This window comes from Mesorhizobium sp. WSM3860 (assembly GCF_002294995.1).
Taxonomy (GTDB): Bacteria; Pseudomonadota; Alphaproteobacteria; order Rhizobiales; family Rhizobiaceae; genus Mesorhizobium.
On the sequence record NZ_NSGF01000010.1, the window covers coordinates 16828 to 41947 of the forward strand.

Genomic DNA, 25120 nt, shown 5'->3' on the forward strand with positions numbered 1-25120 from the left:
AGGATTTCAACGCCGAGATTCCGTGGTCCTGATCAATGCCGATGAGACAACTGCTTATCCTGCGCCACGCCAAGTCGAGCCGGGACGATCCCAAGCTCGCCGATTTCGACCGGCCGCTCGCGCCGCGCGGGCTGAAGACGGCGCCGCTGATCGGGCGCGAGCTTTCGCGGCGCGGCTGGCTGCCGGATCTGGCGCTGGTCTCGCCGGCGCTGCGCACCCGCGATACCTGGCGACTGGTCGCCGCCGAATTGCCGAAGCATGGGCCGGCGGAATTCGCCGAGGAGCTCTACGAGGCGGCGCCGGCCGCCATCCTGGCGTGCGTGCGGCAGGCGAAAGCCACCTGCCTGATCGTGATCGGTCACAATCCCGGCCTGCAAAATTTTGTGCTGCGGCTCGCCGGCACCGGATCGGACGAGGACATATTCAAAAAAGTCGAAGCGAAGTTCCCGACCGCGGCACTGGCACGGTTCACGGTGAAGCAGGATTGGGCGAACCTCGAGTTCGGCGGAGCGCGACTGACGCATTTCGTCAGGCCGAAGGATTTGGAATAGAGCGGCTCTGTGCGCAGCCGGCCCTAACGTCACGACACAAGGCGGGGGCAGAGGGATGCGAAGGAACGCCAGCCTGGCGATTGAGTCAGTCCGCTCGAGAAAAAAGCGGCGGGCGAGCAGCCCCTTGAAGCTCGGCAGCCGATCAGTGATTGCCGAACAGGTTGCGGTCAGCGCCTTGGGTCTGCGGCTTGCTGGCGATCGAGGTCGTCACCGTGCGGTCGATGGCGACGGTCAACGCACGAAAAAGCCGGCGTACGGATAGCCGGCTCCATAATAACAGAGCGGCGGGACAAGCCCGCCGCTTTGAGGTCTATCGATCGACCGTTTAGTGGTTGCCGAACAGATCGCGGTCGGCGCCCTGGGTGACCGGCTTCTGGACGTTCGCATCCGACTTCTTGACCGAAGCGGTGTACGAGGTGTCGACCGAGGCGGCGGGCTGGTTGGCGTTGGCCGAGCCATAGTTATCGGAGCCGGCGAAGGCGGCACCGGTGGCAACGAGAAGGGCGGCGGCGGTAAGAGCGATCTTGGTCATTTTGGCTACTCCGGAGTTGAGGGGTGATGTGGGGAGGTTGGCTTGGCGAGCCGGTTAGTGGTTGCCGAACAGGTCGCGGTCGCTGCCCTGCGTGACGGGCTTCTGGACGTTCGCATCAGACTTCTTGACCGAAGCGGTGTGCGAGGTGTCGACCGAAGCGGCCGGCTGGTTGGCGTTGGCCGAGCCGTAGTTGTCGGAGCCGGCGAAAGCGGCACCGGTGGCAGCGAGAAGGGCAGCGGCGGTAAGAGCGATCTTGGTCATTTCAGTTACTCCAGATTTGAGGGTTTGTGGTTCCGATCGGTTCGGGGCGGGGCCGGCTTAGCGGCCCCAAATGCCCTGGCCGGATTCCGGCTGGTTCTGATCGGGCGTGATCTTGAGATCGCGCTGCTCAAACTTGCGGATCGAACCGGTGATGCTGCGGTCGACGTTGTCGCCGGACCGCGGCGCAACCGACTGGGCGACGGCCGGCTGGTTGACGTTATCCGAACCGTAATGGTCGCTGCCGGCGAAGGCGCTGCCCGTGGCAACGAGAAGGGCAGCGGCGGTAAGAGCAATCTTGTTCATTTTAGGTACTCCAGATTTTCAAAAATCCTGTCCGTCAAGTGGCGTGCCGTAATGGAAATTCGCGTCGCTCGGACCACCCCGAGATGGGTCGGTCCTGTTGCCATTTCCAATCACGAAAATGTGCAAATCGAACCGATCGGTTCGACCTTGAAATCGCGTGAACAGCGCGGCTGCCACAATCTTCCGATTTAATATCAGACACTTAGATTACGGTACGCAATCTGGCACTTTGATCGCGCAAAGCCAGCGTTCACCTGAGTTAACGAACCGTCAACATAAATTGAACCGAACCGTTCGGTTTTATCCCTTGCGCGGACGAATTGAGACTTCAGGCCAGTCGCAGCCGGCGTTTGCCTTGTCGGCGGATCGATACTATCGATTGTTTTCAAACTGTCCGTTCGGACCGCCGGCCGCGCTCGCGAAAGCCCGGCGCCACCCGGATGGAGGCATTGCTGAACAGCGATGGACGATGCGGCTCTTGCTTGTCGAAGACAATCGCGAACTGGCCGATTGGCTGAGCAAGACGCTGCGCCAGGCGAGCTATGTCGTCGATGTCGTACATGACGGCGAGGATGTCGAGCATGCGCTGGCGGCCGGCGACCATGCGCTGATCATCCTCGACCTCGCCCTGCCGCGCATGGGCGGGATGGAGGTGCTGAAGCGCCTAAGGGCACGCGGCAACCCGGTGCCGGTCATCGTGCTCACCGCCAATGCCAGTCTTGACGGCCGGGTGAAGGGCCTCAACGAGGGCGCCGACGACTATCTGGCAAAACCCTTCCAGATCGAGGAACTGGAAGCGCGCATCCGTGTGCAGCTGCGCCGCGCCAACGACCGGACAGCGCCCGTCATCTCCTGCGGCAACCTCGTTTTCGACACCAACACCAGGCTGTTCTCGCTCGGCGGCGCGGCGCTTTCGCTGACGCCGCGCGAACATGCGGTTCTGGAGCAGCTGGTGGTCAAGGCGGGGCGCACGGTGAGCAAGGCGGCACTCTCGGCGGCGATCTACGATTTCGACACCGACGCCGATCCCAGCGCTATAGAAATCTACGTGCATCGGCTGCGCAAGAAGCTGGAAGGCTCGCGCGTCCAGATCGCCACCTTGCGCGGCCTTGGCTATCTGCTGCGCCATGAAGATTAGCAGCCTCCGCCTGCAATTGCTGGCATGGGTGGTGCTGCCGCTGGCCGCACTGGTGACGGTCAACCTGTGGACCAGCCAGCGCAACGCGCTGGCGACGGCGGATCTGGTCACCGACCGGATGCTGGTCGGCTCGGCGCGCGCGATCGCCGAGCGGGTGGCGATGGCCGACGGCGTGCTCGACGCCACCATTCCGCCGGCGGCGATCGAGATGTTCGACACCGGCGACCGCGACAGCGTTTACTACCGGGTCGAGACCGCGAACGGCCGGCTGCTGACCGGCTATCCCGACCTCCCCCAGGCGCCGCAGAGCGGCAGCATCGAGGCTTCCTATCGCGATCACCGGCTGCGTCTGGCAACGCTCAGCCATGCCGTGATCGGCGCCGGCACCGATTCGCCGATCAGGGTAACGGTGGGCGTCACGCTCGCCGGCCACGACGCGATGGTGCAGCGACTGTGGTTCAGCGCCTTTGCCCAGCAGCTGGCGCTGGTGGCGATCGCCGGCCTCTTCGTGCTGCTTGGCCTGCGCCGCGGGCTGGCGCCGCTGATGCGCCTGCGCGATGCGGTGCGCTCGCCGGACCGCAGCGATCTCGACCCGGTCGAGGTGCCGGGCGCGCAAAGCGAAATCCGGCCGCTGATCGACGCGCTCAACGCCTATATGGAGCGCGTGCGGGCGCAGATGGCGGCGCAGCGCCGCTTCATCGCCAATGCCGCGCACCAGCTGCGCACGCCGCTGGCGCTCATGTCGACGCAGGCGAGCTATGCGCTGCGCGAAAGCGCCGCCGACCGGCGCGAGGAGGCGCTGGTGGCCCTGCAGGCAGGCTCCGGCCGACTGGCGCGGCTGGCCGAACAGCTGCTCACGCTCTCGCGCGCCGAGCCAGGCAGCCGGCGGCCGCGCGTCGACCGCATCGACCTCACCGAAGCCGCCCGCCAGGTGCTGGAAACACATGCGCCGAAGGCCGTCGAGCGCGACATCGATCTTGGGCTCGAGGAAGCCGGACCTGTTCCCGTCATCGGCGACGGCACCATGCTGCGCGAGATGATCGTCAACCTGGTCGACAACGCGCTGCGCTACACGCCAGCTGGCGGCACGGTGACCGTCAAGCTGGCCGCGATCGATCGCGATGGCGTGCTGACGGTCACCGACACCGGTCCCGGCATTCCGGCCGAAGAGCGGGAGCAGGTCTTCGAACGCTTCTACCGTATTGCCGGTGCTGCCGAGGAAGGCAGCGGGCTCGGGCTCGCGATCGTACGCGAGGTGGTCGAGAATGCCGGCGGCAGCGTTGCGCTTGGCGAGGCCGCCGGCAGCGGGCTCAGGGTCGAGGTCCGGCTGCCGCTCGCCGCACCCAAAGACAGGCCGACTGGAGCGGTCAGGTCCCCTGCTCGTTGAACGGCGCCGGACGCCATTTGACGACGTAGTTCTCGAAGCGCGTGATGATGAACTCCACCACCAGCGCCATCACCGCCAGGATAATCATGGCGGCGAAGACGCCATTGGCGTTGAAGGCGCCCTGGGCGGTCGAGATCAGCAAGCCCATGCCCTGCTTGGCGCCGAGGAACTCGCCGACCACCGCGCCGACCAGCGCGAAGCCGAAGCTGACATGCAGGCTCGCCAGGATCCAGCTCATGGCCGACGGAATGATGACTGTGGCGGTGATCTGGTAGGGCGAGGCGCCGAGGATCTGAGCGTTGGCGATCATCGCCCTATCGGCCTCGCGCACGCCCTGGAAGGCGTTGGCGAAGACCACGAAGAACACCATGACGACGGCCAGCGCCACCTTGGAGGCCATGCCGAGGCCGAGCGCTATGATGAAGACCGAGCCCAGCACGACGCGCGGCACCGAGTTGGCGATCTTGATGTAGATCGAAAACACATCCGCCAGGAGCTTGTTGCGGCCAAGGACGATGCCGGCGGCGATGCCGCCGACGGCGCCGATGGCGAAGCCGAGGAAGGTTTCCTCAAGCGTCACATAGATCTGCAGCCAGAGCGGCCCCTGCGAGGTGCCCTCGGTAACCCAGGACCAGATCTGCTCCCAGATGCCGGAGGGGCTTGAGAAGAAGAACGGATCGATGACGCCGTAGTCGGCGCCAAGCTCCCAAAGGGCGAGGAAGACGATCAGGATGGCGAGCCGCAGGCCGATGACCAGGGCATGGCGACGGCGCAGCCGCGCCCTCGCCCGGGCTTCCGCGGCGACGATCGAGGTCGCGCGGGCGGCTTGATCAGAGGCTGGAGAGATGGCGGTCATGGCAAGTCTCCTTTCAATGGCCGGTCTGCAGGCCGCGGCTCTGGCCGAGCTGCACTTCCTCACGCAGGTCGTTCCAGATCACCTTGGCGATCTCGATGAATTTCTGATCGTAGCGGATGTCGGCCATGACGCGCGGGCGCGGCAGGTCGATGCGGTAAACGCTCTTCACCGTGCCCGGCCCGGCGGTGAGCACATAGACCTTGTCGGCCAGCGCCACCGCCTCCTCGAGATCGTGAGTGACGAAGACGACGGAGGATTTGAGCTCCGACCAGAGGCCGAGCAGCTCGTCCTGCATGGCGGTGCGGGTCTGCATGTCGAGCGCGCTGAACGGCTCGTCCATCAGCAGTATCTTCGGCTGGTTGATGAACGTTTGCGCCAGCGCGACCCGCTTGCGCATGCCGCCAGAGAGCTGGTGCGGATAGTGTTTCTCGAAACGCGCAAGGCCGACGCGGGCGATCCAGTCGCGCGCCCGGTCATAGGCTTGAGCCTTCGGCGTGCCGCGATAGAGCGGGCCGGCGGCGACATTGTCGATGACGCTGCGCCACGGAAACAGCGCGTCCGCCTGGAAGACGAAACCGATGTCGCGGCTGATCTCGGTGACGGGATTGCCCATGACGCGGACATTGCCGGTCGTCGGCCTGAGCAGCCCGGTGACGAGGTTGAGCGTCGTCGACTTGCCGCAGCCGGTCGGCCCGACGACACAGGCGAACTCCCCGCGCGCCACCGTCATGGTGAAATCGCGGATGGCCGTCATCATATGGCCGTCGGGCGTGACGAAGCGCAGCGTCACATCGTCGATGGCGATCGCGGCATCGGCCGGCGGCGCGGCCGGAGACAATTTCTCGGCCGCCATGGTTTGCAACTGCATGGCACACTCCTGTGGCGATGGTGAGGGGATGGCTGGGGCTCGAGCCCATGGGCCCGCCGCGCCTCGGTATCCGGAAAGGCGCCGCTGCCGAATTGATTCAGGCAAGCGGCGCAACTTGTTGTTCTTGAACGACCGAGCCGGACAGGCCCGGCTCGCCTGTCGGCGCTACTTGGCGGCGTCGACGAATACCGTGGTGTAGGTCTTCGACAGGTCGATCTGCTTGCCCTGCAGGCTCTTCGAGAAGGTCGACAGCACCTTCAGCACCGTCTCCGGGCCATCGGCGGGCATGCGGCCGTCAGGCGTGAACATCGCCTTGCCGCCGGCCAACCCTTGCACATAGAGGTCCTTGTTGCCGGCGTAATAATCCTTCGGCATCTGGTCCGCGATCTCTTCGGCCGAATGGCTGGCGATATACTTCATCGTCTTGACAAAGGCGTTGGCGAGCTTCTGCGCCTCGTCCTTATGGCTCTCGATCCAAGCGGACTGGACATAGAAGGAGGCCGCCGGATAGTCGCCGCCCAGCGCTTCCTTGGTCTTTTCCGGCGTGCGCATGTCGACCAACACCTTGGCCTCGCCGGTCTGGAGCAGCTTAGCGATGGTCGGCTCGGTGGTCATGCCGGCCTGGATCTGGTCCTGCTTGACGGCGGCGATGAAAGTGTTGCCGGCGCCCACCGGCAGAAGCGTGTAGTCGCCCGGCTTCAGGCCGTTGCGCACGGCAAGATACTGGGTGAGGAAATCGGTCGAGGAGCCAAGACCGGTGACGCCGAGCGTCGCGCCCTTGAAGTCGGCCGGCGACTTGATCTCCGGATGCTTGGCCGAAACCAGCTCGACCTCGCCCGGCGCCTGGCTGAACTGGACGATCGACTGGATGTATTTGCCCTTCGACTGCAAGTCGACGGTGTGGTCGTAGAATCCGACGACGCCCTGCACGGCACCGGCCAGCAATTCATTCTCGGCCTCGACGCCGGCGCGGGAGTTGACGAGCTCGACATCGAGCCCCTCATCCTTGAAGTAGCCGAGTTGCTGGGTGAGCACGGCCGGCAGATAGATCTGCTTTTCCATGCCGCCGACGATGATGGTGATCTTGTCGGCAGCCGATGCCGCCGTGGCGCCCGCGGCGACGATGGCAAACGAAAGCGCCGCCGAACGCAAGACGCACTTCGAGATGAAACCGGTCACGTAACTTCCTCCACCTGGGCGGCGTGCATTAGGCTGCGCCGCATTTTCCTCCTTGCCGGTCCGCTCCCGGACCGGTCACGCGGCGAACGCCGCAAAACTGTCATGGCACGCCCAAGCTTTCAGCTGGCTTTCAGTCATTTTAGCGGCCGAACGAACGAATGCCGCAGCTATCGTTGGTCACGAAGCGGCGAAGCCAAGCACATCGCGCATACCGTATTCGCCTGGACACTGGCCGGCGGCCCAGAGTGCCGCCGCGATGGCGCCGCGAGCAAACATCGAGCGATCGCCAGCCGAATGCGAGAGCGTGAGCGCCTCGCCCTCGGCGAGGAAGCTGACGGAATGCTCGCCGACGATGCTGCCGCCGCGCAGCACGGCGAAGCCAATCTCGCCGACAGGGCGTGTGCCGACAATCCCATTTCGAGCGCGGCGCGCCACCTCATCCAGCCTGACGCCGCGTCCGCGCGCCGCCGCCTCGCCCAACATCAGCGCCGTTCCGGACGGCGCATCGACCTTGAAACGATGGTGCGCTTCCAGGATATCGATGTCGCAATCGTCGGACCCAAGCGCCCGCGCCGCCTGCTCCACCAGCCCGATCAGCATGTTGAGACCCAGCGAGTAACTGCCGGAGCGCACGATCGCGATCGCCTTCGCCGCGTCGGCGATCATCGCCAGCTCGGAAACATTAAAGCCGGTAGAGCCGATCACCAGCGCGGGACCGCCGCGCGCCGCGCAGGCCTGTGCCAGTTCGACTGACGCCGCCGGCGTGGTGAAGTCGATGACGACGTCGGCAAGCGCCAGCGCCTCGTCGCGCCCGACCAGCCCCTCGCCCGCGCTGCCCGGTCGATGGAAGCGGGCGACAAGCTCCAGCTGCGGATCGGCCGCGACGGCCTCCGCCATCTGCCGGCCCATGCGGCCGAGCGCGCCGGCGATGGCTATTTTCAATGGCTGTTGCGGCATCGTCATCCTTGGGCATAGCGACGCGAAGCGGAGCAACGACCCAAGGATCCATGCCGTGAACTCAGCCGAAGAATGCAGCGGAGCAGAATTCTTACCCGCAGCAACACTTTGAAGTCACCGCATGGATCCTGGGGTCTACGCCGCTTCGCTTCGCTCGCTGCTTCGCCCCAAGATGACGAAGCGGTAAGCGTTGCGACCAGTCTCTCAGGCACTCGACCTGCCAATCCGCACTTGGACCTGGAACACTCGCCCCAAATAGCCATCAGAGCGCGCGCAGCCAGACCTTGTTGTCGTGGAGGGCGGCACCGCCATAGGGCGCCGGCGCGTCGGCGCCGGTCAGAACGTTGATACCTTCGCCGCGCTCATGCGCGCTGTTCGGCCAGATGCCTTCCGCAATCACCACGCCGCGCTTCACGCCGTCGAAGAACCTGGCGTGCAGCACCACGTCGCCGCGCCGGTTGCCGATCTCGACGCGGCCGCCATTCTCGACGCCGAGCGCCGCGGCATCTTCCGGGTGCAGCAAAAGCTCCGGCCTGCCTTCCTTGGCCCTCGACACCGGCGTTTCGGCAAAACTGGAATTGAGGAAATTGCGCGCCGGCGAAGTTGCCAGCCGGAACGGATGCTCCTCGTCCGCGACCTCGATCAGCTCGACATGGTCGGGAAATTCCGGCAGCCGCTCGACCGGTCCGAACAGGCCCATGCTCTTCGGTGGCCGGTTGGGCGCCGACTGCCCGGTCCAATTGGGCCGGAAGTGGAATTTCTTGTCGGCATGGCCGAAGCCGTTGACGAAATGCGCGTCGTCGAAATCGGGCTGCAGGTCGACCCACTTCCGTTCCTTCAGACTGTCGAAGCTACCTAGCCCGCGCTTGCCGAGAATGATGTCGATATGCTCTTTCTCGGTCAGGCCGAAGCCCGGCCGGTCGCCGACGCCCAGCCGCTTTCCGAGCTCCTCATTGACATAGTGGTTGGTGCGCGCCCTTCCGGCGGCTCGATCAGCTTGGGGCCGAGCGTGATGTGCTGGTTGCCGCCGCCCTTGTAGATGTCGTCATGCTCCAAAAACATCGTCGCCGGCAGCACGACGTCGGCGAGCTTGGCCGTATCGGTCATGAACTGCTCGTGCACGCAGGTGAACAGGTCCTCGCGCAGGAAACCCTTTCTCACCAGCCGCTGCTCGGGCGCGACATTGGCGGGATTGGTGTTCTGGATCAGCATCGCCGTCACCGGCGGGCCGCCATAAAGCGAATCCTCGGCACCGGTCAGCACCGGGCCGATGCGCGAATGGTCGAGATAGCGCACCTTCGGGTCGCGCATCGCGGTGCCTTCGAGCACATCCTGGTTCAGCTTGAAGATGCCGGAATTGGAGTGAAAGGCGCCGCCGCCCTCATATTGCCAGGCGCCGGTAACCGCCGCGATGCATGAGGCGGCATGCATGTTGACCGAGCCGTTGCGCTGGCGTGCAAAACCGTAACCGAGGCGGAAGTAGGTCTTCTTCGTTGTGCCGACCAGATGCGCGAAGGTCTCGATCTCGCTGACTGTCAGACCCGTGATTGTCGCGGCCCATTCCGGCGTGCGCGTCCTCAGATGTTCTTCCAGCCCGCGCGGATCGTCGGTGTATTTTTCCAGATAGGCGCGGTCGGCAAACCCATCGCGAAACAGCACATGCATGACCGCGCAGGCCAGCGCGCCGTCGGTGCCGGGTTTTAGCACCAGGCCGAGATCGGCCTGCTTCATAGTGGCGTTGTCGTAGATGTCGACGACCACGATCCTGGCGCCGCGCTCTTTTCGCGCCCTGGTCGCATGGGTCATGACATTGACCTGCGTGACCACGGCATTGGTGCCCCAGATCACCACGCAGTCGGACTTCGCCATCTCGCGCGGATCAGGACCGCGCAAGGCGCCTGCCCCCATCATCCAACCGGTCCAGGCGAGATTGGTGCAGATCGAGCCGAAGAAGCCTGAGTATTTCTTCGCATGCCGCAACCGCTCGATGCCGTCGCGCTGCACCAGCCCCATCGTGCCGGCGTAGAAATAGGGCCAGACCGTTTCCGAGCCATATGTCTCTTCGGCGGCGATGAATTTTTCCGCCACGAGGTCGAGAGCCGCTTCCCAGCTGGATTCCTTCCAACCCCCCTCGCCCTTGCTGCCTGAGCGCACCAGCGGCTTCAGCAACCGGTCAGGATGATGCACCCGGTCGGCATAGCGCGCGACCTTGGCGCAGACGACGCCCGCCGTGTAGCTGTTCGCCTTCGCGCCGTGGACGCGGCCGATGCGGTTGTTGTCGAGCAGCTCGACCTCGAGCGCGCAGGTGGAAGGACAGTCATGAGGACAGGCCGAATGGCCGATCCTTAGCTTGGCGTGCTGGTTCATGCGAGGGTGTGTAGCGGGTTTTGGAGGAGAGGTGTAGGGCCAGATGTGACTAGCCAATCTCCCCCCTTGTGGGGGAGATGTCCGGCAGGACAGAGGGGGGCGCGAAGGAACGCCAGCTTTTGATATTGTCAGCTATAACCACTCGGCGGCCGGTCGCTTACAAAGAGTTGATAAGCCGCGGGACAGCGCCCCCCTCTGCCCTGCCGGGCATCTCCCCCACAAGGGGGGAGATCAGCTAATCACTCCGCGATCCCCTCTTCATACTCCGCCGACATCGTCAGCCACTTGTCCTCGTTTTGCGCCAGCGTCTGCGCAAGCTGCGAGCGCTCCTTGGCCAGCCGCGTCGCGGTGGACGGATCCTTTTCGTAGATCGCCGGGTTGGCGAGCTCGTCCTCGATCAGATCGATGCGCTTGCGGAGGCGGTCCATAAGTGCCTCGGTGGCGCGGATCTCCTTGGCTAAAGGCTCGAGCGCCGAGCGCCTCGCGGCCGCTTCGCGGCGGCGGTCGGCCTTGGATGCCTTGTCCGCTTCCTTCTGCTCGCGACGATTGGATGAGACGCCGGTGACCAGGGTTTTGTAATCCTCCAGGTCTCCGTCATAAGGATTGACCGCGCCGTCCTTGACCAACCAGAGCCGATCGGCGGTGGCCTCGAGCAGATGCCGGTCGTGCGAGATGAGGATCACCGCGCCGGGAAAATCGTTGAGCGCATGGATCAGCGATTCGCGGCTGTCGATGTCGAGGTGGTTGGTCGGCTCGTCGAGGATGAAGAGGTTCGGGCCCTCGAAGGCCGAGAGGCCCATCAGGAGCCGCGCCTTCTCGCCGCCGGACAGGTCCTTGGCCGCGGTGTTCATCTTTTCGGTCGACAGGCCGAACTGGGCGACGCGGGCGCGCACCTTGGCTTCCGGCGCATCCGGCATCAACCGGCGCACATGCTCATAGGCGCTTTCCTCGGGGCGCAGATCGTCGAGCTGGTGCTGCGCGAAGATCGCCACTTTCAGGCCCGGCGCCACCGTCACCGTTCCGGTTTCGGCCTTGAGCCGGCCGGCGAGCATCTTGGCGAAGGTCGACTTGCCGTTGCCGTTGGCGCCGAGCAGCGCGATGCGGTCATCGGCATCGATGCGCAGCGTCATCTTCTTCAGCACCGGATTGCCCTCGGTGTAGCCGACATTGACGCCGTTGAGCGCCAGGATCGGCGAAGCCACCGTCTTCACCGGCTCGGGGAAGGAGAACGGCCGCACGGTGTCGTTCACCACCGCGGCGATCGGCTTCAGCTTTTCCAGCGCCTTCAGCCGCGATTGAGCCTGCCTCGCCTTGGAGGCCTTGGCGCGGAAACGCTCGACGAAGGATTCCATATGCTTGCGCTGCGCTTCCTGCTTGGCGCGGCTCTTTTCCTGCAGCTCGCGCTGCTCGGTGAGCTGGCGCTCGAACTGGTCGTAGCCGCCGCGCCAGAAGGTCAGCTTCTTCTGGTCGAGATGGACGATCGAATTGACCGCGCGGTTGAGCAGGTCGCGATCGTGGGAGATGAGCAAAACCGTGTGCGGATACTTTGCGACATAGTTCTCGAGCCAGAGCGTGCCTTCGAGATCGAGATAGTTGGTCGGCTCGTCGAGAAGCAGGAGATCGGGTTCGGAGAACAGCACGGCGGCCAAAGCGACGCGCATGCGCCAGCCGCCGGAGAAGGACGAAGCCGGGCGCTTCTGCGCGGCATCGTCGAAGCCGAGGCCGGCAAGGATGGTGGCGGCGCGGGATTCGGCCGAATGCGCGTCGATGTCGGCGAGCCGCGTGTGGATTTCCGCGATGCGGTGCGGATCGGTCGCGGTCTTCTCCTCTTCCAGCAAAGCCTGTCGCTCGACATCGGCTTTCAGCACGATGTCGATCAGCGGCTCCTCGGTGCCCGGCGCTTCCTGCGCCACCTGGCCGATGCGGGTGTTTTTCGGCAGGCTGATCGAGCCAGTCTCGGACGGGAAATCGCCGGTGATTGCCTTGAACAGTGTCGTCTTGCCGGTGCCATTGCGGCCGACGAGACCGGCCTTGGTGCCGGCCGGCAGGGTCAGCGAGGCATGATCGAGAAGCAGGCGCCCCGCCATGCGCAGCGAGAGGTCGTTGATGATAAGCATGGGCGGGCTTTTGCACCGGACGTCGGCGCTTCGCAAGAGCCAGGCCTGGAGGAAGGCTCGCCGTGTCCGGGCGCCGGTCCCAAGCCCGATCAGGGAACCAGTTGCCGGCCGAAGCGTTTTGAGGCCCGTGATCCGCTATTTCGCCCTCGCCTTCATCTTCTTCCAGGTCGCCACGACCGCCGCGCTGGCGACACAGGTGGTGCTGTTTGAGGGCGGGACGGCTGCGGTGCTCCCCTTAACTGACCCGGCAAGCGCGGCGCCGTCGCTGCCAACCTCCGCCCAAGTGGAGGAGATGACCGGCAGGCCAGAGGCGGACGCGACGAAACACCTGCTGATCCAAATTTATCCTGGAAACCAATCCCAGCCATCGCCTACGCAATGACCGATAGGCCGCCGGCGCAGCGCTTCTGGGCTGCCGGGCGCCGAAAGCTTTTGGCGCAGGCTTGATGCTTTCCGAAAATTGACTTCAGTTTTTGTCGTGAGCCTGCGAATTTGGAATTGCGCTGTGAGAGTCGCGTGTAAGCGCCAAGAACGATCAAAAACAACAACAATAACTTGGCTTGTTTAGGAGCTCACGATGGACGGGGCGGCAAACGATCTGCGCATGCTGAGATATGTGGCGGAGATCACGCGCAGGCTGGCGAAGATGCTTTCAAGCACGCGCTATCAGATGCTTGTCTATTTTCTGGAATGACCGCCGTCGAGGCGGACAGCCTCGCTGCCGAACAGGATCGACGCGCGGGGGCGGGCAAGCTGCCGCGCAATTGAAGGCTGCCCGAGCGGTCCGGCTTTGACAGCTGCTGACCCCGACTACCCTTCCTCACACGATTCCGGGAGAACCGCTGCGCGGTTTTCCCGGAACCGCCGTGAGCACGGCACGCCTTTCATCCGCCGATGATGCCGTCCAGGACCGCGAGGCATCTCAGCCGTCGCGCAGCGACGACGGGCCGGTCGTCATGCTCGACGACGGCGCGCTCGAAATTGTCGAGCGCGTCGAGCGCGATACGCAGATCGATGGCCGGCAGGTCCAATGAAAACAGGACGCGCCGCGCCTTGACCCCCTCGCCGGCATCGGCGGAAGACTGGATGGCCACCCTGCGACGCAACGCGTCGAGCGCGGCAAAGCGGTCGGCCGACGGCATGGCGCCGTCCGTTGCGGGTAGCATGACCTTCGGCTCAGCCCTTGGCTTTGCGCTTGCCCCTGCCGGAATCCGCGGCCGGCTTGCGACCCAGGCCGGAAGACTTGGCGAGCGCCGAGCGAGTGGCCGAATAACTGGGCGCCACCATTGGATAGTCGGCCGGCAGGCCCCATTTCGCGCGATATTCGTCCGGCGTCAGCCCATGGTCGGTCGACAGGTGCCGCTTCAGCGACTTGAACTTCTTGCCGTCCTCAAGGCAGACGATGTAGTCGGGGAATACCGAACGCTTCGGATTGACGGCCGGCGTCTGAGGCGCGCTCTCCTTGACGGGGGCGCCGCCGGCGAGCTTGCGCACCGAAGCGCTGACGCTGGCGATCAGATCAGGCAGGCCGGATGCCGGAAGCGGGTTGTTGCCCACATAGGCCGAAACAATGTCGGCGGTCAGCTCGATTGCAGTCTTGTCGTCGATATTGGACAATTTGTTCACCTTCTGCTGGCTCTCAAATGGCCAGCTGTTCTTAAGACTTTGGTCTAGGTATCGATTGGACCTGTCCCCCAACGGACCGTCCAGAGTCAGTAAACGTACGAGACTCAATACCGAAGCTATGTTTTCACCGCGGGTCGCGACCGCGCAAGTTAGGAATTCTAATACCTATAACAAACACTTTACAGCACCGGAGCTCTGCACGGGCCCGTAAATGACGCAACAGCACTTCAATTTCTACGAGTAATTCCTGTAAAGATTGGAATTCTGGACGGAAAGCCAATACTTGCGAGCAGCGCTGGCTCTCGGATCATCGATCATGCCCGATTCGTTAGGGCAAGTCGCTTATTTCGCGGCAGCGTCGGCCAGAATCTCCAGCACGCGTTTCCAGCGGGCGCAGCGGCCGAAATCCTTCTGCTCGATGGCCTTCGCAGCCTTCATGGCGGCATAGAGCGGCGCCTCGGCGCCGAATTCCTTGACCAGCCAATGCGCCTCCTGTCTGGCCCGTCGTTCGTCGTCGTCAAGCCCGCTTCCTGGCTTGTTTCCCAGCACGATCCCTGACATGGTCTTCAGTCCTCCGGACGTTCGATGCCGACAGCAATGCAACTGCCGATGACGAGGACGGCGCCGGCCATGGCCGTCATCGACAGGCTTTCGCCCGACAGCGCCAGCAAAAGCGTGGAAGCGATCGGCGTGAGATACGCCACGACCGCGAGCCGCCCCTCCTGATCGAGGCTGAGCGCGCGCGACCAGAAATAATAGCCGAGCCCCATCGGCCCGGCGCCGAGATAGAGTCCGAGCAGCAGGTCCAAGCCGCCTAGGGCGGCGACGCCGTCATGCAGACACCATGCGAAGGTCAGCGCGATGCCGATCAGCGCCGAAGGCAGCAGAAGCCGATCGGGCGGCACGGCAAGGCGGCCGACGGCAAGCGAGTAGAAGGCCATGCAAAGTGCCGAGCCGAAGGCGGCGCAATAACCGACGAGGCTGCCTCCGAACCAGGCATGCGCGCCTCCGCCGGAGATCACCAGCGCGACGCCGGCGAAGCCAAGCGCGGCGGTCAGTCCAAGCAGCAGCGGCCGTCGCGGACGGCCGAGCACGATGACGGCGGCGGCGACCATCAGCGGCCAGGTGTAAGCAACGAGATTGGCCTCGATGACCGGCATCGAGGCGAAGGCAATGTATTGCAGCACCATGGTGCCGACCAGGCCGACGAAGCCGACGACGCAGGCGAGCACGGTGTTCCCCTTCTCCCTTCGTGGGAGTAGGGGAATCGGCGCGGAGCGCCGAGATGGATGAGGGGTGCTGGAAGAAACTCCTGCGTCGGCGATGCGTCCAGCCCCCCTGATCCGACCTCGCTTGGCGAGGCCACTGCCCGGGGGCGAGCCACGGGTCTCGCTCCGTCCTTCGGACCCCACAAGGGGAGAAGGGAAGAGCCTGATCAGCGCAAAGACCAGCGCGGCGCCTGAGAACTGCAGGAACTGCACCTCGGATACCGGGTGGTTGGCAAGCAGTGTCTTGCCGACCAAAGCGTTGGTCGCCCAGAGCGCCACGGCGCCGAAGGCAAAGGCCAGCGCCGCCGAGGGAGCAGCGCTGGAACGGTCCTTCCGCCTGTCGGCGGCGACCGGGCCCAGGCTCAGCGAAGCTGAAGGCGGCTGGCGACCGGCCGGATCGTCAGCCATTACCACGATTCCCTGGCTCCGCCGGAGACCGGATCGACAGCCGGCTTCGGCACGGGATGTTCTTCCGCATGACGGCGATAGGCCGGCAGCTGGTTGGTCCAGACGTCCTCGGCCAGTTCGTTCACCCAGCCGCGGTCCTGGTCGTTATCGGCGGCGAGGTAGAACATGCGGTTGTCGTCGACGTAAGGCTTCGCCACCGAACGCTGGTTGAGCACCAGGGTGACGCGCGAGCCGAGCTGGATCGGCGCGGTGCGATGGAGCACGCCGAGGAACTGGCCGAGCGTGGCGTAATTCATCTTGTGGTCGATGCGCATGACCTTGTTGCGCGGCAGGTCGCCACCGGTTTCGAGGATGGCGCGCCCGGTCTCGGAATCGTCGCAATAGATTTCAAGATGGCCGCCGATCAGAGGATCGCTGATCGAGAGCGGAATGAGTTCCGTCACCGGAACGCCATCGCAGTGCCATTCGACGGCGCCGTCCTTGGGGTTCATGAAGGTGACCGTCGAGCCGACGATAGACAGCGGATAGGGTTCGAGCTTGGTGCCCATCATGTCGGACAGCCGTTCCAGCCGCAGCTTGTCGTTCAGTAGTTCCTTGATCTCCGGAATGTAGCGGTCGGCGCCGGTGATGAAGGTGAGGTCGAGATGCTTGTGCACGGCATGACTGGCCTTGAGCTTGAGCGCCGCCTCCTCGATCGCGGCGAGCAGTTGCGGGTCGTAGCCGTGAAGATACTGGGCGACGCCGAAGCTCGACACTTTCCACGCCGTATCATGACCGATGATGGCTTCACGGCTCATCGCATAGCGCAGTTCGGGGATTGTATGGGCGTTCATTCTACTTCTCCAAGGTGGGGGCAACACTTGGTAAACAGTCGATTGAGCACCCTCCCCTGTAAATTTAGGAATGCTGGTGCTACTTTAAGCATAGCTAAAGGTCGAACCCCGTGCGTCTGCTCAGCCAGGTCAACTTAAACTCGCTGAAAATCGTGGAGAGCGCTGCCAGGCACCGCAACTTCACGCGTGCGGGCGAAGAGCAGTTCATCACCGCCTCCGCCGTCAGCCAGCGGGTGAAGAGCCTGGAGGACCAGCTGCGCTTCAAGATCTTCGAGCGCGGCGGCAACGCGGTGTCGCTGACGCCGGAAGGCGAGACCTATGTGGCGCGCGTGCGCGAGGCGCTGGAGCGGATCGTGGCGGCCAGCATGGAGGCGACCGGCCAGTCCCAGGCGCATGTGCTGAAGATCTGCGTTTTGCCGACCTTCGCGGCGCGCTGGCTGTTTCCGCGGCTTTCCACCTTCCAGCGGCAGTATCCGGATATCGAGATGCGGGTCTCGACTTCCTATGCCACGCATGAATTCGCGACCTCCGAATACGATCTCGAGATCCGCTATGGCGATGGCAACTTCCCCGGCCTCAACGCCGCGCTGCTGTTCAAGGAGGACCTGACGCCGGTGTGCAGCCGCAAGCTGTTCCGCGAGGTCCTGGGCGACAAGCCGCTGTCCAAGGTGACGCCGGAGGACCTCAGGCACTTCACCCTGCTCCACTCCGACACCTGCACCCAGAACTGGCAGTCGTGGCTGGGTTTTGCCGGCGCGAGTTTCGTGCTTGGCGAGACCAAGAGCATCTATTTCGATTCGTGCATGATGTCCTACGAGGCGGCCAATGCCGGCATGGGCTTTGCCGTTGCCAACCGCGCCTATATGGCAAGCGACATCCGAGCCGAGCGACTGGTGGCCCCCTTCGCGGTCCACCATCCCAACACCGCCGGCTGGTATTTCGTCAGCCCCATCAAGGCGCTCGGGGCTCGCAAGGTGGAGCTGTTCAAGCAGTGGATCATGGCCGAAGCGGCGCTGACGCAGCGCCAGCTGGACCTGGAGATCGCCAACGTGCCGCTGGCGCGCGCCGCGATGGCGTGAGGCGGCGGCGCAAGCGACGCAAACCGTCACCCCTTCTCCGATCCTTGAAGGCCGACGAAGCGTTTAGACGAATACCTGTAGCCGGCTAGCGCGATCGCCCCATGACGCGGCGGAGAGACTCAGCTATCTTTGATCCTGCGGCGGGCCTGATTTTCCCGCTTGGCCGGCGCTTTCCAGCTTCCTCCCAAGCAGCGCCGGCCTTCTTCTGTGGCAGCGCCGCTTCGTCTCCCGACCAACATCGTCCGCTCTCATTGCTTCGGCGGCGTGCCGGGCTGGTCGCCGCCGGTGGTTGATTGCGGCACCGGGTTCTTGTCGACCTGCGGGTTTTTGTCGACGGTGTCGCTTGGCGCCTTGGTGGGCTGCACGCTGTTGTCGCAGGCGGCGAGCGCGAGCCCTGCCGCGACAGCCAGCAGCACAGGAAGCTTCTTCATGACGACCTCCTCTCGTTCGCCCCTTTCTTCGAGGCAAACGAGGCGGCGGCGGTTTGGTTGCGCCGTCCGGCGGGAACCAACGCGCCTGTCTCCGGTTGAACCTCGATAACTCACGAGGAGATGTCATGATCCGTCTGCTGCTCGTCGGCCTGTTCGGCTATACCGCCTATCGCGTCACGATGAGGATCATCGAAGAGGCGTCCGGCGATCTCGCGCCGCCGGACGGTCGGCGGTCGCTGCGGCGCCAGTCCGCGGCGATGGGTGTCGAGCCGAAAAGGTAGATTGGCCAATCTCCACCCCTTGTGGGCTCCTTGTGGGGAAGATGGCCGGCAGGCCAGAGCGCTGTATTGCGAACAAAGCGGAAACGATGCTTGATGGGCGATGAACATCGCCGCCCGTGATTCGTCCTTCGAAACTCCTGCCTATCTTGCCCGGCTCAACGACGAGCAGCGGCTGGCGGTGGTGCATGGCGACGGCAAGGTGGCCGCGCCGCTGCTGGTGATCGCCGGCGCCGGCTCCGGCAAGACCAGCACGCTGGCGCATCGCGTGGCGCACCTCATCGTCAAGGGCGCCGATCCGCGCCGCATCCTTTTGATGACGTTTTCGCGCCGCGCCGCGGTTGAAATGGCCAAGCGTGTCGAGCGCATCACCGGCGAGGTGCTGGGCCGCGATGCCGCGATCATCGCCGATGCACTCTCCTGGGCCGGTACTTTCCACGGTATCGGCGCCAGACTCTTGCGCGACTATGCCGAGCAGATCGGCCTCGATCCGGCTTTCACCATCCACGACCGCGAGGATTCGGCCGACCTGATGAACCTTGCCCGGCACGAGCTCGGTTTCTCCAAGACCGAAAGCCGCTTTCCGACCAAAGCCACCTGCCTGCAGATCTATTCGCGAGCGGTGAACGCGCAGGCGCCGCTTGGCGAAGTGCTGGGCGCGGCCTTTCCCTGGTGCTCAGGATGGGCGGAACAGCTGAAAGAGCTGTTCGCGGCTTATGTCGAGGCCAAGCAGGCGCAGAACGTGCTCGATTACGACGACCTTTTGCTCTACTGGGCGCAGATGGCGGCCGAGCCGGAGATCGCCGCTCACCTTGGCTCCCGCTTCGACCATGTGCTGGTCGACGAATACCAGGACACCAACCGGCTGCAGGCCTCTATTCTGTTGGCGCTGAAGCCGGACGGCGCGGGCTTGACCGTGGTGGGCGATGACGCACAGTCGATCTATTCCTTCCGCGCCGCGGAAGTGCGCAACATCCTCGATTTCCCAAAACAGTTCGCGCAAGGCGCCGAGATCGTCATGCTGGAGCGCAATTACCGCTCGACCGAGCCGGTCCTGGCCGCCGCCAACAAGGTGATCGGCGAGGCAAGCGAGCGTTTCACCAAGAACCTCTGGACCGAACGCCGGTCGTCGCACAAGCCGCAACTGGTGAGCGTGCGCGACGAGGCTGAACAGGCCAATTATGTCTGCCAGGCGATCCTTGCCGAGCGCGAGGCTGGCACGGCGCTCAAGGCGCAAGCGGTGCTCTTCCGCGCCTCGCATCACAGCGGGCCGCTGGAGGTGGAACTCACGCGGCGCAACATCCCCTTCGTCAAATTCGGAGGGCTGAAATTCCTCGACGCGGCGCACGTGAAAGACATGCTGGCGATGCTGCGCTTTGCCGAGAACCCGCGCGACAGGGTCGCCGGCTTCCGGGTGCTGCAGTTGATGCCCGGCATCGGTCCTTCGGCCGCCTCACAGATCGTCGAGGCGATGGCGACGTCGCTCGACGAAACGCTGGGCCTTGCCCGCTTCCGGCCGCCGCAGCGCGCGGCCGAAGACTGGCCGGTCTTCCTCGACATCTACGGCGGGCTGCGCGCCGGCGCCAAATGGCCGGCCGACCTCGAGCGGGTGAGGCTCTGGTACGAGCCGCATCTGGAGCGTATCCACGAGGACGCGATCACGCGCCGGGCCGACCTGTTGCAGCTCGAGCAGATCGCATCGGGATATCCCTCGCGCGAGCGTTTCCTGACCGAGCTGACGCTCGACCCTCCAGACGCCACCAGCGACCAGGCCGGCCCGCCGCATCGCGACGAGGATTACCTGATCCTGTCGACGATCCATTCGGCCAAGGGGCAGGAATGGAAGAACGTCTTCGTGCTCAACACGGTCGACGGCTGCATCCCGGCCGATCTCGGCGTCGGCACCAAGGAGGATATCGAGGAGGAGCGCCGGCTGCTCTATGTGGCGATGACGCGCGCCAAGGACAGCCTGCACCTGGTGGTGCCGCAGCGCTTTTATCCGCACAACCAGCCGGCGCGCGGCGACCGCCACGTCTATGCCTCGCGCACCCGCTTCATCCCGGCCTCGATGCTTCCGGCTTTCGAACAGTCATCCTGGGCGAGCGCGGCGATCACGGACGACCCGCGCCAAAAGCCGGGCGTCAAGGTCGATCTCGGCGCGCGCATGCGCGGCATGTGGAAATAGGCGCCTACCCAAAGGCGGGACGACGCTCACGCTATGGCGGCTTCGCCGCCTGAGATCAGCCGGCCAGGCGGCCGACATAGCTCCTGACGAAACCCGCTTGAGACGGCTCTCGGGCGGGTTTTCTCGTTCAAGACGGCCTTCCCGCATGCAAACCGCTGCCTCGGCCGGATGCCGCGAAACTTTTCCGGCGCTGCATGAAATAGCGCATAGAACGGAGCGCTGCGTGAAACAGCGCACAGAACAGTTCGTAGCGTGAAACAGTGCACAGAATATTCGCGGTCCTCATGCAGTTTGCGCACGTGGGCAGGGGGGAGCGCATGTCTCTCGATCACCACGGATGCAAGCCGGCGGAGCCTGGCGGGACGGCCGGCGCCACGCCGCCGGCACAGGCCGCAGCTCAACCCCAACCACCGGTGAGGGCGCTCCGTTTCCTGCCGCGCGGGTTCGTTCAGTGGAACGTGCCGGCGACCTCGCCGGATAGCCTGCTGCGCGGGCTTTCGAAGCTCACCTGGTCGCGTCCGTTCGACTTCGCCTTGTAGAGATGCCGGTCCGCGACCTGAAACATGTGGTGATAGGTGGTGGGCCCGCTGAAGGCGACGCCGCCGATGCTGACCGAAAGCGGGCACGGCTGCCCGCCCGGCGCGAACTCGGCCTCGCGGATACGCAGTCTGATCGACTCGGCGACCAGGAAGGAGCGCGTCGCGTCGGCGCCCGGAAGGAAGACCGCGAATTCCTCGCCGCCGATGCGTCCGACGATGTCGGCGCCGTGGAGCTGGCTCCGGATCGTGCTCGCGATCAGCTTCAGCGCCTGGTCGCCGCAATCGTGGCCGAGCCGGTCGTTGATCGACTTGAAATGGTCGGCATCGACGATCAGCAGCGCGCCGGCATCTGCGACCGCATGGCTTCGGGCCTTGTCGAGATAGGCCTCGACCAGCATCGAGAAAGCGCCGCGGTTGAAGACCGCCGTCAGGCTGTCGGTCGCGGCAATGATGCTGAGCTCCTTCTGAGCGATGGCCAGCTGGCGCATCTTCCACATCAGGAAGAACAGGAAGGAGCCGCCAAGGATGAGCGGCAGGAACAGGTCGGTGAGCTTGGCCCAGAGCAGCGCTTCGGGTGACAGCGAGGGAAAGTTGAAGGAATCGACAAAGAAGGCCGCGGCAATGAAGAATGCCGTGCCGGTGACGGTGACCAGCGCGACCCTGCCCCAACTGGTGGGGGACAAATCGATGCGCATGGCATTGCTCCCACTACAACTGCCTTATTGTGGAGCGCGAGCGCAAAAGAAGTCCTAATATATTAGCTTCAATGGGAATGTGGTTAACCAGGCGTCGAGCACGGCGCACTCGATACCAGCTTGAAGAAGGCCCGCCGACGCAGCGGCGGGCTTTGCGATTGGCCGGAGGCTCTCGTCAGCGCGCCGTCAACGACGTGAAATCATCAGGCAGAGCGCCCTCAGATCACGATCATAGGTGCCTTCACTGCTGAGCACATCGACGCAGCGCTTCTTCATCCGCGACAACTGGCTGCTCGACATTTGGGCGACGACGGAAGACAGGTTCGTCGTTCCCGGCGGCGTCGCGCCGACGGTTCCGGGAACGGTGGCGCCAGCGCCGATGCCGACGCCAACGCCGCTCGTGCCGCCCGTCGTCACGTTGAGGGCGCTATTGGTGCCGTTGCCCACCGTCGCATCGGCTGCAGCCCCGCTTGTCCCGCCGATGGATGCCGTAGCCGTGGAACTGCTGCCGCCGATGTTGGCGGTTCCGGTGCCGCCGCCTGCGCCGCCGATCGAAACGTTGGCGCTGGTGCTGCTGCCGCCGAAGGATGCATTTGCGTCAGCCCCATTTGGGCCGCCCGCATTGGCGTCGGCCCTGTTGCCGCCTACGGATACGCCGCCGACGCCACCGAGCCCGACGCTCTGGGCGTTCGCAGGCATGGCAAGAGCAACGATGATTGCACCACTCGCCAATGTGCTGGCGAATCTCTTTACGATACTGGCCATGACACTCTCCATGTGGTTTGTATTTCCGTCTTGCATTGCGCTTTTCTAGCGCGCGTAGCTTTTGAAACAGAAATACGCTGAGAATGCCCTTCTGGTTTCTTTAGCCATTGCGAATATGGCTAATCGTAGTTTTCAATCACGATACTTCCGTTTTAAAAATATAGATGAAATTGATGTGTTTTTTAGTTTTTCGGAATTGGCAACCGAAATCCCTGAAAGCTTCAGGCGTAGGCGCGGCCTTCCTCGGAGCGCTGGAACTGCATCAGGTCAAGCGACACAGATGGCCTGCTGAGCACGGTGAGGCACATATGCGCCTGGCCGCGGTGGTGGGTCTGGTGATTGAAAAGGTGGCTGAGCGCCGGCGCCAGCCGCTGCGAAACGGTGCGCATGTCGGTGGTCATATAGGAAAAACGCCCGGTGAGCGCCTTATCGGTCATGCCGCCCATCCAGTCGACGATCCTCCTGTCCTCGGCCTCGCGTGCCAGGCGCAAGCCTGGGAAGGCGCGATAGAGGATCGTCGCAAGGTTTGAGGGCGCGTCCCCCTCGCCCGTAAAGCGCTTCATCCAGACGCGGTCGGTGACGAGCAGGTGATTGAGCGTGCCCAGCATCGAGCCGAAGAAAGCGCCGACCTCGCGGGAGAGTTCCTCTTCGCTGAGGTCGGCGGCGGCATCATAGATGCGCGTGTTGGCCCATTGATTGTAGGCCGCAAACATCATGAAATGCTGTTTCATTCTTCCATCCGGCTCGCAACGAATCCCGGCTCTTCGTAACCCGCAGGAACCGCAATGACCATTCTGTTCTACGATCTCGTCGGCCACGACGCAAAACGCCCCTTCAGTCCGCATTGCTGGAAGACGAAGATGGCGCTGGCCCATAAAGGGCTCGATGCCACCAACATGCCGACGCGCTTCCTGGAAGTCCCCAAGGTGGAAGGCGGCGTGTCGAAGACGGTGCCGGTGATCCGCGACGGCGAGCGCGTGGTGGCCGATTCCTTCGCCATCGCGCTTTATCTCGACGAAGCCTACCCCGAGCGGCCGACGCTGTTCGGCGGCGAAGGCGGCAAGGCGACGGCGCGCTTCGTCGAACGCTGGTCGCAGCTCACCATCCATCCTTACATCGCAACGGTGGCGCTCACCGACCTCAACGCCATGCAGGATGAGACGAACGCCGCCTATTTTCGCGAGAATCGCGAGCAGCGCTACGGCAAGCGGCTCGAAGAGGTAGTGGCCGGCCGCGACGCGGGGCTTGCCGGCTTTCGTGCTTCGCTCGAGCCGCTGCGCTCGATGCTGGCCTACCAGCCCTTCATCGGCGGGACATCGCCGCTGTTTGCCGATTACATCGTGTTCGGGGCGCTGCAATGGGCGCGCGTCGCCTCGGCCTACCAGTTGCTCGAGACGGGCGACAGCGTTGCCGAATGGTTCGAACGCTGCCTCGACCTGCATGGCGGAATCGGGCGCGAAGTTGCGGCCGCGGCAGCCTGATCTCCCCACTTGAGGGGGAGATGTCGCCGAAGGCGACAGAGGGGGTCGCCTCAACTGCCGCGACGCTATGTGGCGGCGAAAGAAGAGGTCGGCGCTTCACGCGGTGCCCCCTTCTGGCCTGCCGGCCATCTCCCCCTCAAGGGCCCCTCAAGGGGGGAGATTTCCCGTTTCATCCTTCTCGACCAGCCTGACGCAGATCGGATCGCCCTCTTCCATGCGGGCGCATTGCCACTCCGGGCCGAAGCCGAAATTCTGCTGTCCGGTTTGTGGAAAGAACAGCAGGACGAAGACGATCACGGCAAGAACCACGGCCATGAAGAGAATGCCGGCGATATCGTCGCGTCTGAGGTAGAGCCGGTTCATCGCCTCCTGCTCCGCTGCCACGGCGCTCCGGGCTGCACGCGAAGCGCGCTCTCAGCCGTCTAATTATCCCGCAAACAGCCGGCCTTGACCAGAAGCCGCCTCCCCTTGGCAAGCCGCCAAGCGGCTTGTATAGAGCCCGCCACTCCAATTTCCATTCCCAAAACAAGGACGACCCAATGGCGATCGAACGCACCTTCTCCATGATCAAGCCGGATGCCACCAAGCGCAATCTGACCGGCGCCATCACCAAGATGCTGGAAGAGGCGGGCCTCAGCGTCGTCGCGTCGCGTCGCGTGTGGATGAGCCGCCGCGAGGCCGAAGGCTTCTACGCCGTCCACAAGGATCGTCCCTTCTTCGGCGAGCTGGTCGAGTTCATGTCGTCGGGCCCGACCGTCGTGCAGGTGCTGGAGGGCGAGAACGCCATCGCCAAGAACCGCGAAGTGATGGGCGCCACCAACCCGGCCAATGCCGCCGAGGGCACCATCCGCAAAGTGCATGCGCTGTCAATCGGCGAAAATTCGGTGCACGGCTCGGACGCGCCGGAGACCGCCGCGCAGGAGATCAGGTACTGGTTCTCCGACACCGAGATCGTCGGCTGAGACGCTCCGGTCTTGACAACGAAGGCGGCTCTCGGGCCGCCTTTTTTTGTTGGA

The 25120-nt window shown here is 64.2% G+C and carries 28 protein-coding genes and 1 pseudogene; 9 read left to right on the forward strand and 20 right to left on the reverse strand.

What is annotated here, in order from left to right; all coding sequences use genetic code 11:
- The first annotated feature begins 41 nt into the window (after window positions 1-41).
- Window positions 42-551 carry a histidine phosphatase family protein gene (locus CK220_RS17180; protein WP_095812826.1) on the forward strand — a complete coding sequence of 170 codons (510 nt, stop codon included), beginning with the start codon at window positions 42-44 and terminating at the stop codon, window positions 549-551.
- A gap of 142 nt (window positions 552-693) precedes the next feature.
- On the opposite strand, the gene CK220_RS32500 is transcribed toward CK220_RS17180, so the two are convergent.
- From CK220_RS32500 to CK220_RS17195, 4 genes are all read right to left on the reverse strand, one after another.
- Window positions 694-786 (reverse strand): DUF680 domain-containing protein, encoded by a 93-nt coding sequence (locus CK220_RS32500; RefSeq protein ID WP_245429242.1) that lies wholly within the window; start codon window positions 784-786, stop codon window positions 694-696.
- A 90-nt stretch (window positions 787-876) separates the two neighbouring features.
- Window positions 877-1083 carry a DUF680 domain-containing protein gene (locus CK220_RS17185; protein ID WP_095784163.1) on the reverse strand — a complete coding sequence of 69 codons (207 nt, stop codon included), beginning with the start codon at window positions 1081-1083 and terminating at the stop codon, window positions 877-879.
- Window positions 1084-1137: 54 nt separating this feature from the next.
- The gene (locus tag CK220_RS17190; protein ID WP_095812682.1) at window positions 1138-1344 is read right to left on the reverse strand and encodes a DUF680 domain-containing protein; all 207 of its coding nucleotides are present in this window, start codon (window positions 1342-1344) and stop codon (window positions 1138-1140) included.
- A gap of 57 nt (window positions 1345-1401) precedes the next feature.
- The gene (locus CK220_RS17195; protein WP_095812683.1) at window positions 1402-1647 is read right to left on the reverse strand and encodes a DUF680 domain-containing protein; all 246 of its coding nucleotides are present in this window, start codon (window positions 1645-1647) and stop codon (window positions 1402-1404) included.
- Window positions 1648-2116: 469 nt separating this feature from the next.
- Here CK220_RS17195 and CK220_RS17200 point away from each other — a divergent pair, with 469 nt between their 5' ends.
- Entirely contained in the window at window positions 2117-2785 is a 669-nt protein-coding gene (locus CK220_RS17200; RefSeq protein WP_095812684.1) for a response regulator, read from the forward strand.
- The gene (locus tag CK220_RS17205) at window positions 2775-4172 is read left to right on the forward strand and encodes a sensor histidine kinase (protein WP_095812685.1); all 1398 of its coding nucleotides are present in this window, start codon (window positions 2775-2777) and stop codon (window positions 4170-4172) included. The genes CK220_RS17200 and CK220_RS17205 overlap by 11 nt, the downstream gene beginning before the upstream one ends.
- On the opposite strand, the gene CK220_RS17210 is transcribed toward CK220_RS17205, so the two are convergent.
- The 6 genes and pseudogenes from CK220_RS17210 to CK220_RS17235 form a co-directional block, all read right to left on the reverse strand.
- Window positions 4153-5028, reverse strand: coding sequence for an ABC transporter permease (locus CK220_RS17210; protein WP_095812686.1), 876 nt, complete (start codon window positions 5026-5028; stop codon window positions 4153-4155). The two genes, CK220_RS17205 and CK220_RS17210, sit on opposite strands and share 20 nt — an antisense overlap.
- Before the next feature lie 13 nt (window positions 5029-5041).
- A complete protein-coding gene (locus CK220_RS17215; protein WP_095779136.1) occupies window positions 5042-5896 on the reverse strand; it encodes an ABC transporter ATP-binding protein in 855 nt (284 codons plus the stop codon).
- A 165-nt stretch (window positions 5897-6061) separates the two neighbouring features.
- Entirely contained in the window at window positions 6062-7048 is a 987-nt protein-coding gene (locus tag CK220_RS17220; RefSeq protein WP_245429257.1) for an ABC transporter substrate-binding protein, read from the reverse strand.
- Window positions 7049-7252: 204 nt separating this feature from the next.
- The gene (gene dapB / locus CK220_RS17225; RefSeq protein WP_095812827.1) at window positions 7253-8032 is read right to left on the reverse strand and encodes a 4-hydroxy-tetrahydrodipicolinate reductase; all 780 of its coding nucleotides are present in this window, start codon (window positions 8030-8032) and stop codon (window positions 7253-7255) included.
- A 262-nt stretch (window positions 8033-8294) separates the two neighbouring features.
- A pseudogene (locus CK220_RS17230) lies at window positions 8295-10399 on the reverse strand (molybdopterin oxidoreductase family protein).
- A 239-nt stretch (window positions 10400-10638) separates the two neighbouring features.
- Complete coding sequence (locus tag CK220_RS17235) at window positions 10639-12516, reverse strand: ABC-F family ATP-binding cassette domain-containing protein (RefSeq protein WP_095812688.1); 1878 nt, start codon at window positions 12514-12516, stop codon at window positions 10639-10641.
- 127 nt (window positions 12517-12643) lie between these two features.
- On the opposite strand from CK220_RS17235, the gene CK220_RS17240 reads away from it, so the two are divergent.
- Window positions 12644-12898, forward strand: coding sequence for a hypothetical protein (locus CK220_RS17240; RefSeq protein WP_141245156.1), 255 nt, complete (start codon window positions 12644-12646; stop codon window positions 12896-12898).
- A 502-nt stretch (window positions 12899-13400) separates the two neighbouring features.
- Here the strand turns inward: CK220_RS17240 and CK220_RS17245 are convergent.
- The 5 genes from CK220_RS17245 to CK220_RS31950 all read right to left on the reverse strand — a co-directional run bounded on the left by CK220_RS17245 (window position 13401) and on the right by CK220_RS31950 (window position 16651).
- Window positions 13401-13658, reverse strand: coding sequence for a hypothetical protein (locus CK220_RS17245; RefSeq protein WP_095812690.1), 258 nt, complete (start codon window positions 13656-13658; stop codon window positions 13401-13403).
- A 34-nt stretch (window positions 13659-13692) separates the two neighbouring features.
- Window positions 13693-14133: a MucR family transcriptional regulator gene (locus CK220_RS17250; protein WP_095812828.1), complete on the reverse strand. Its 441-nt coding sequence runs from the start codon at window positions 14131-14133 to the stop codon at window positions 13693-13695.
- A gap of 351 nt (window positions 14134-14484) precedes the next feature.
- Window positions 14485-14703: a hypothetical protein gene (locus CK220_RS17255; RefSeq protein WP_095812691.1), complete on the reverse strand. Its 219-nt coding sequence runs from the start codon at window positions 14701-14703 to the stop codon at window positions 14485-14487.
- A gap of 5 nt (window positions 14704-14708) precedes the next feature.
- Window positions 14709-15818, reverse strand: coding sequence for a DMT family transporter (locus tag CK220_RS32505; RefSeq protein WP_245429244.1), 1110 nt, complete (start codon window positions 15816-15818; stop codon window positions 14709-14711).
- A complete protein-coding gene (locus CK220_RS31950; protein ID WP_176479114.1) occupies window positions 15818-16651 on the reverse strand; it encodes a hypothetical protein in 834 nt (277 codons plus the stop codon). Before CK220_RS31950 ends, CK220_RS32505 begins: the two co-directional genes overlap by 1 nt.
- Window positions 16652-16761: 110 nt before the next feature.
- Here CK220_RS31950 and CK220_RS17280 point away from each other — a divergent pair, with 110 nt between their 5' ends.
- Window positions 16762-17730 (forward strand): LysR substrate-binding domain-containing protein, encoded by a 969-nt coding sequence (locus CK220_RS17280; RefSeq protein ID WP_095812692.1) that lies wholly within the window; start codon window positions 16762-16764, stop codon window positions 17728-17730.
- A gap of 248 nt (window positions 17731-17978) precedes the next feature.
- Here CK220_RS17280 and CK220_RS17285 read toward each other — a convergent pair whose 3' ends face one another.
- The gene (locus CK220_RS17285) at window positions 17979-18161 is read right to left on the reverse strand and encodes a hypothetical protein (RefSeq protein WP_095812693.1); all 183 of its coding nucleotides are present in this window, start codon (window positions 18159-18161) and stop codon (window positions 17979-17981) included.
- A gap of 125 nt (window positions 18162-18286) precedes the next feature.
- Here CK220_RS17285 and CK220_RS31955 point away from each other — a divergent pair, with 125 nt between their 5' ends.
- Together CK220_RS31955 and CK220_RS17295 are read left to right on the forward strand one after the other, a co-directional pair.
- Window positions 18287-18442: a hypothetical protein gene (locus CK220_RS31955; RefSeq protein ID WP_095812694.1), complete on the forward strand. Its 156-nt coding sequence runs from the start codon at window positions 18287-18289 to the stop codon at window positions 18440-18442.
- A gap of 100 nt (window positions 18443-18542) precedes the next feature.
- On the forward strand, window positions 18543-20624 hold the full coding sequence (locus CK220_RS17295) for an ATP-dependent helicase (protein ID WP_095812695.1): 2082 nt from the start codon (window positions 18543-18545) through the stop codon (window positions 20622-20624).
- Window positions 20625-21072: 448 nt separating this feature from the next.
- On the opposite strand, the gene CK220_RS17300 is transcribed toward CK220_RS17295, so the two are convergent.
- From CK220_RS17300 to CK220_RS17310, 3 genes are all read right to left on the reverse strand, one after another.
- Entirely contained in the window at window positions 21073-21858 is a 786-nt protein-coding gene (locus CK220_RS17300) for a GGDEF domain-containing protein (protein ID WP_095812696.1), read from the reverse strand.
- A gap of 186 nt (window positions 21859-22044) precedes the next feature.
- Entirely contained in the window at window positions 22045-22659 is a 615-nt protein-coding gene (locus CK220_RS17305; protein ID WP_245429246.1) for a hypothetical protein, read from the reverse strand.
- 185 nt (window positions 22660-22844) lie between these two features.
- Entirely contained in the window at window positions 22845-23354 is a 510-nt protein-coding gene (locus tag CK220_RS17310; RefSeq protein WP_095812697.1) for a DinB family protein, read from the reverse strand.
- Window positions 23355-23408: 54 nt separating this feature from the next.
- Between CK220_RS17310 and CK220_RS17315 the strand changes: the two genes are divergently transcribed.
- Window positions 23409-24104: a glutathione S-transferase family protein gene (locus CK220_RS17315; protein ID WP_095812698.1), complete on the forward strand. Its 696-nt coding sequence runs from the start codon at window positions 23409-23411 to the stop codon at window positions 24102-24104.
- A 147-nt stretch (window positions 24105-24251) separates the two neighbouring features.
- Here CK220_RS17315 and CK220_RS17320 read toward each other — a convergent pair whose 3' ends face one another.
- Entirely contained in the window at window positions 24252-24488 is a 237-nt protein-coding gene (locus CK220_RS17320; RefSeq protein WP_095812699.1) for a hypothetical protein, read from the reverse strand.
- A gap of 155 nt (window positions 24489-24643) precedes the next feature.
- Between CK220_RS17320 and ndk the strand changes: the two genes are divergently transcribed.
- Window positions 24644-25066, forward strand: coding sequence for a nucleoside-diphosphate kinase (gene ndk, locus CK220_RS17325; protein WP_095812700.1), 423 nt, complete (start codon window positions 24644-24646; stop codon window positions 25064-25066).
- Window positions 25067-25120 lie beyond the last annotated feature (54 nt).

What these genes read in the sequence shown, in the direction of transcription:
- CK220_RS17310 (WP_095812697.1), bottom strand. Translation starts at nt 23,354, where the DNA reads ATGAAACAGCATTTCATGATGTTTGCGGCCTACAATCAATGGGCCAAC.
- CK220_RS17210 (WP_095812686.1), bottom strand. Translation starts at nt 5,028, where the DNA reads ATGACCGCCATCTCTCCAGCCTCTGATCAAGCCGCCCGCGCGACCTCG.
- CK220_RS17180 (WP_095812826.1), top strand. Translation starts at nt 42, where the DNA reads ATGAGACAACTGCTTATCCTGCGCCACGCCAAGTCGAGCCGGGACGAT.
- CK220_RS17200 (WP_095812684.1), top strand. Translation starts at nt 2,117, where the DNA reads ATGCGGCTCTTGCTTGTCGAAGACAATCGCGAACTGGCCGATTGGCTG.
- CK220_RS32505 (WP_245429244.1), bottom strand. Translation starts at nt 15,818, where the DNA reads ATGGCTGACGATCCGGCCGGTCGCCAGCCGCCTTCAGCTTCGCTGAGC.
- CK220_RS17215 (WP_095779136.1), bottom strand. Translation starts at nt 5,896, where the DNA reads ATGCAGTTGCAAACCATGGCGGCCGAGAAATTGTCTCCGGCCGCGCCG.
- CK220_RS31955 (WP_095812694.1), top strand. Translation starts at nt 18,287, where the DNA reads ATGATCCGTCTGCTGCTCGTCGGCCTGTTCGGCTATACCGCCTATCGC.
- CK220_RS17235 (WP_095812688.1), bottom strand. Translation starts at nt 12,516, where the DNA reads ATGCTTATCATCAACGACCTCTCGCTGCGCATGGCGGGGCGCCTGCTT.
- CK220_RS17245 (WP_095812690.1), bottom strand. Translation starts at nt 13,658, where the DNA reads ATGCCGTCGGCCGACCGCTTTGCCGCGCTCGACGCGTTGCGTCGCAGG.
- CK220_RS17255 (WP_095812691.1), bottom strand. Translation starts at nt 14,703, where the DNA reads ATGTCAGGGATCGTGCTGGGAAACAAGCCAGGAAGCGGGCTTGACGAC.
- CK220_RS17300 (WP_095812696.1), bottom strand. Translation starts at nt 21,858, where the DNA reads ATGCGCATCGATTTGTCCCCCACCAGTTGGGGCAGGGTCGCGCTGGTC.
- CK220_RS17195 (WP_095812683.1), bottom strand. Translation starts at nt 1,647, where the DNA reads ATGAACAAGATTGCTCTTACCGCCGCTGCCCTTCTCGTTGCCACGGGC.
- CK220_RS31950 (WP_176479114.1), bottom strand. Translation starts at nt 16,651, where the DNA reads ATGAACGCCCATACAATCCCCGAACTGCGCTATGCGATGAGCCGTGAA.
- CK220_RS17205 (WP_095812685.1), top strand. Translation starts at nt 2,775, where the DNA reads ATGAAGATTAGCAGCCTCCGCCTGCAATTGCTGGCATGGGTGGTGCTG.
- CK220_RS17285 (WP_095812693.1), bottom strand. Translation starts at nt 18,161, where the DNA reads ATGAAGAAGCTTCCTGTGCTGCTGGCTGTCGCGGCAGGGCTCGCGCTC.
- CK220_RS17305 (WP_245429246.1), bottom strand. Translation starts at nt 22,659, where the DNA reads ATGCAAGACGGAAATACAAACCACATGGAGAGTGTCATGGCCAGTATC.
- dapB (WP_095812827.1), bottom strand. Translation starts at nt 8,032, where the DNA reads ATGCCGCAACAGCCATTGAAAATAGCCATCGCCGGCGCGCTCGGCCGC.
- ndk (WP_095812700.1), top strand. Translation starts at nt 24,644, where the DNA reads ATGGCGATCGAACGCACCTTCTCCATGATCAAGCCGGATGCCACCAAG.
- CK220_RS17295 (WP_095812695.1), top strand. Translation starts at nt 18,543, where the DNA reads ATGAACATCGCCGCCCGTGATTCGTCCTTCGAAACTCCTGCCTATCTT.
- CK220_RS17190 (WP_095812682.1), bottom strand. Translation starts at nt 1,344, where the DNA reads ATGACCAAGATCGCTCTTACCGCCGCTGCCCTTCTCGCTGCCACCGGT.
- CK220_RS17185 (WP_095784163.1), bottom strand. Translation starts at nt 1,083, where the DNA reads ATGACCAAGATCGCTCTTACCGCCGCCGCCCTTCTCGTTGCCACCGGT.
- CK220_RS17315 (WP_095812698.1), top strand. Translation starts at nt 23,409, where the DNA reads ATGACCATTCTGTTCTACGATCTCGTCGGCCACGACGCAAAACGCCCC.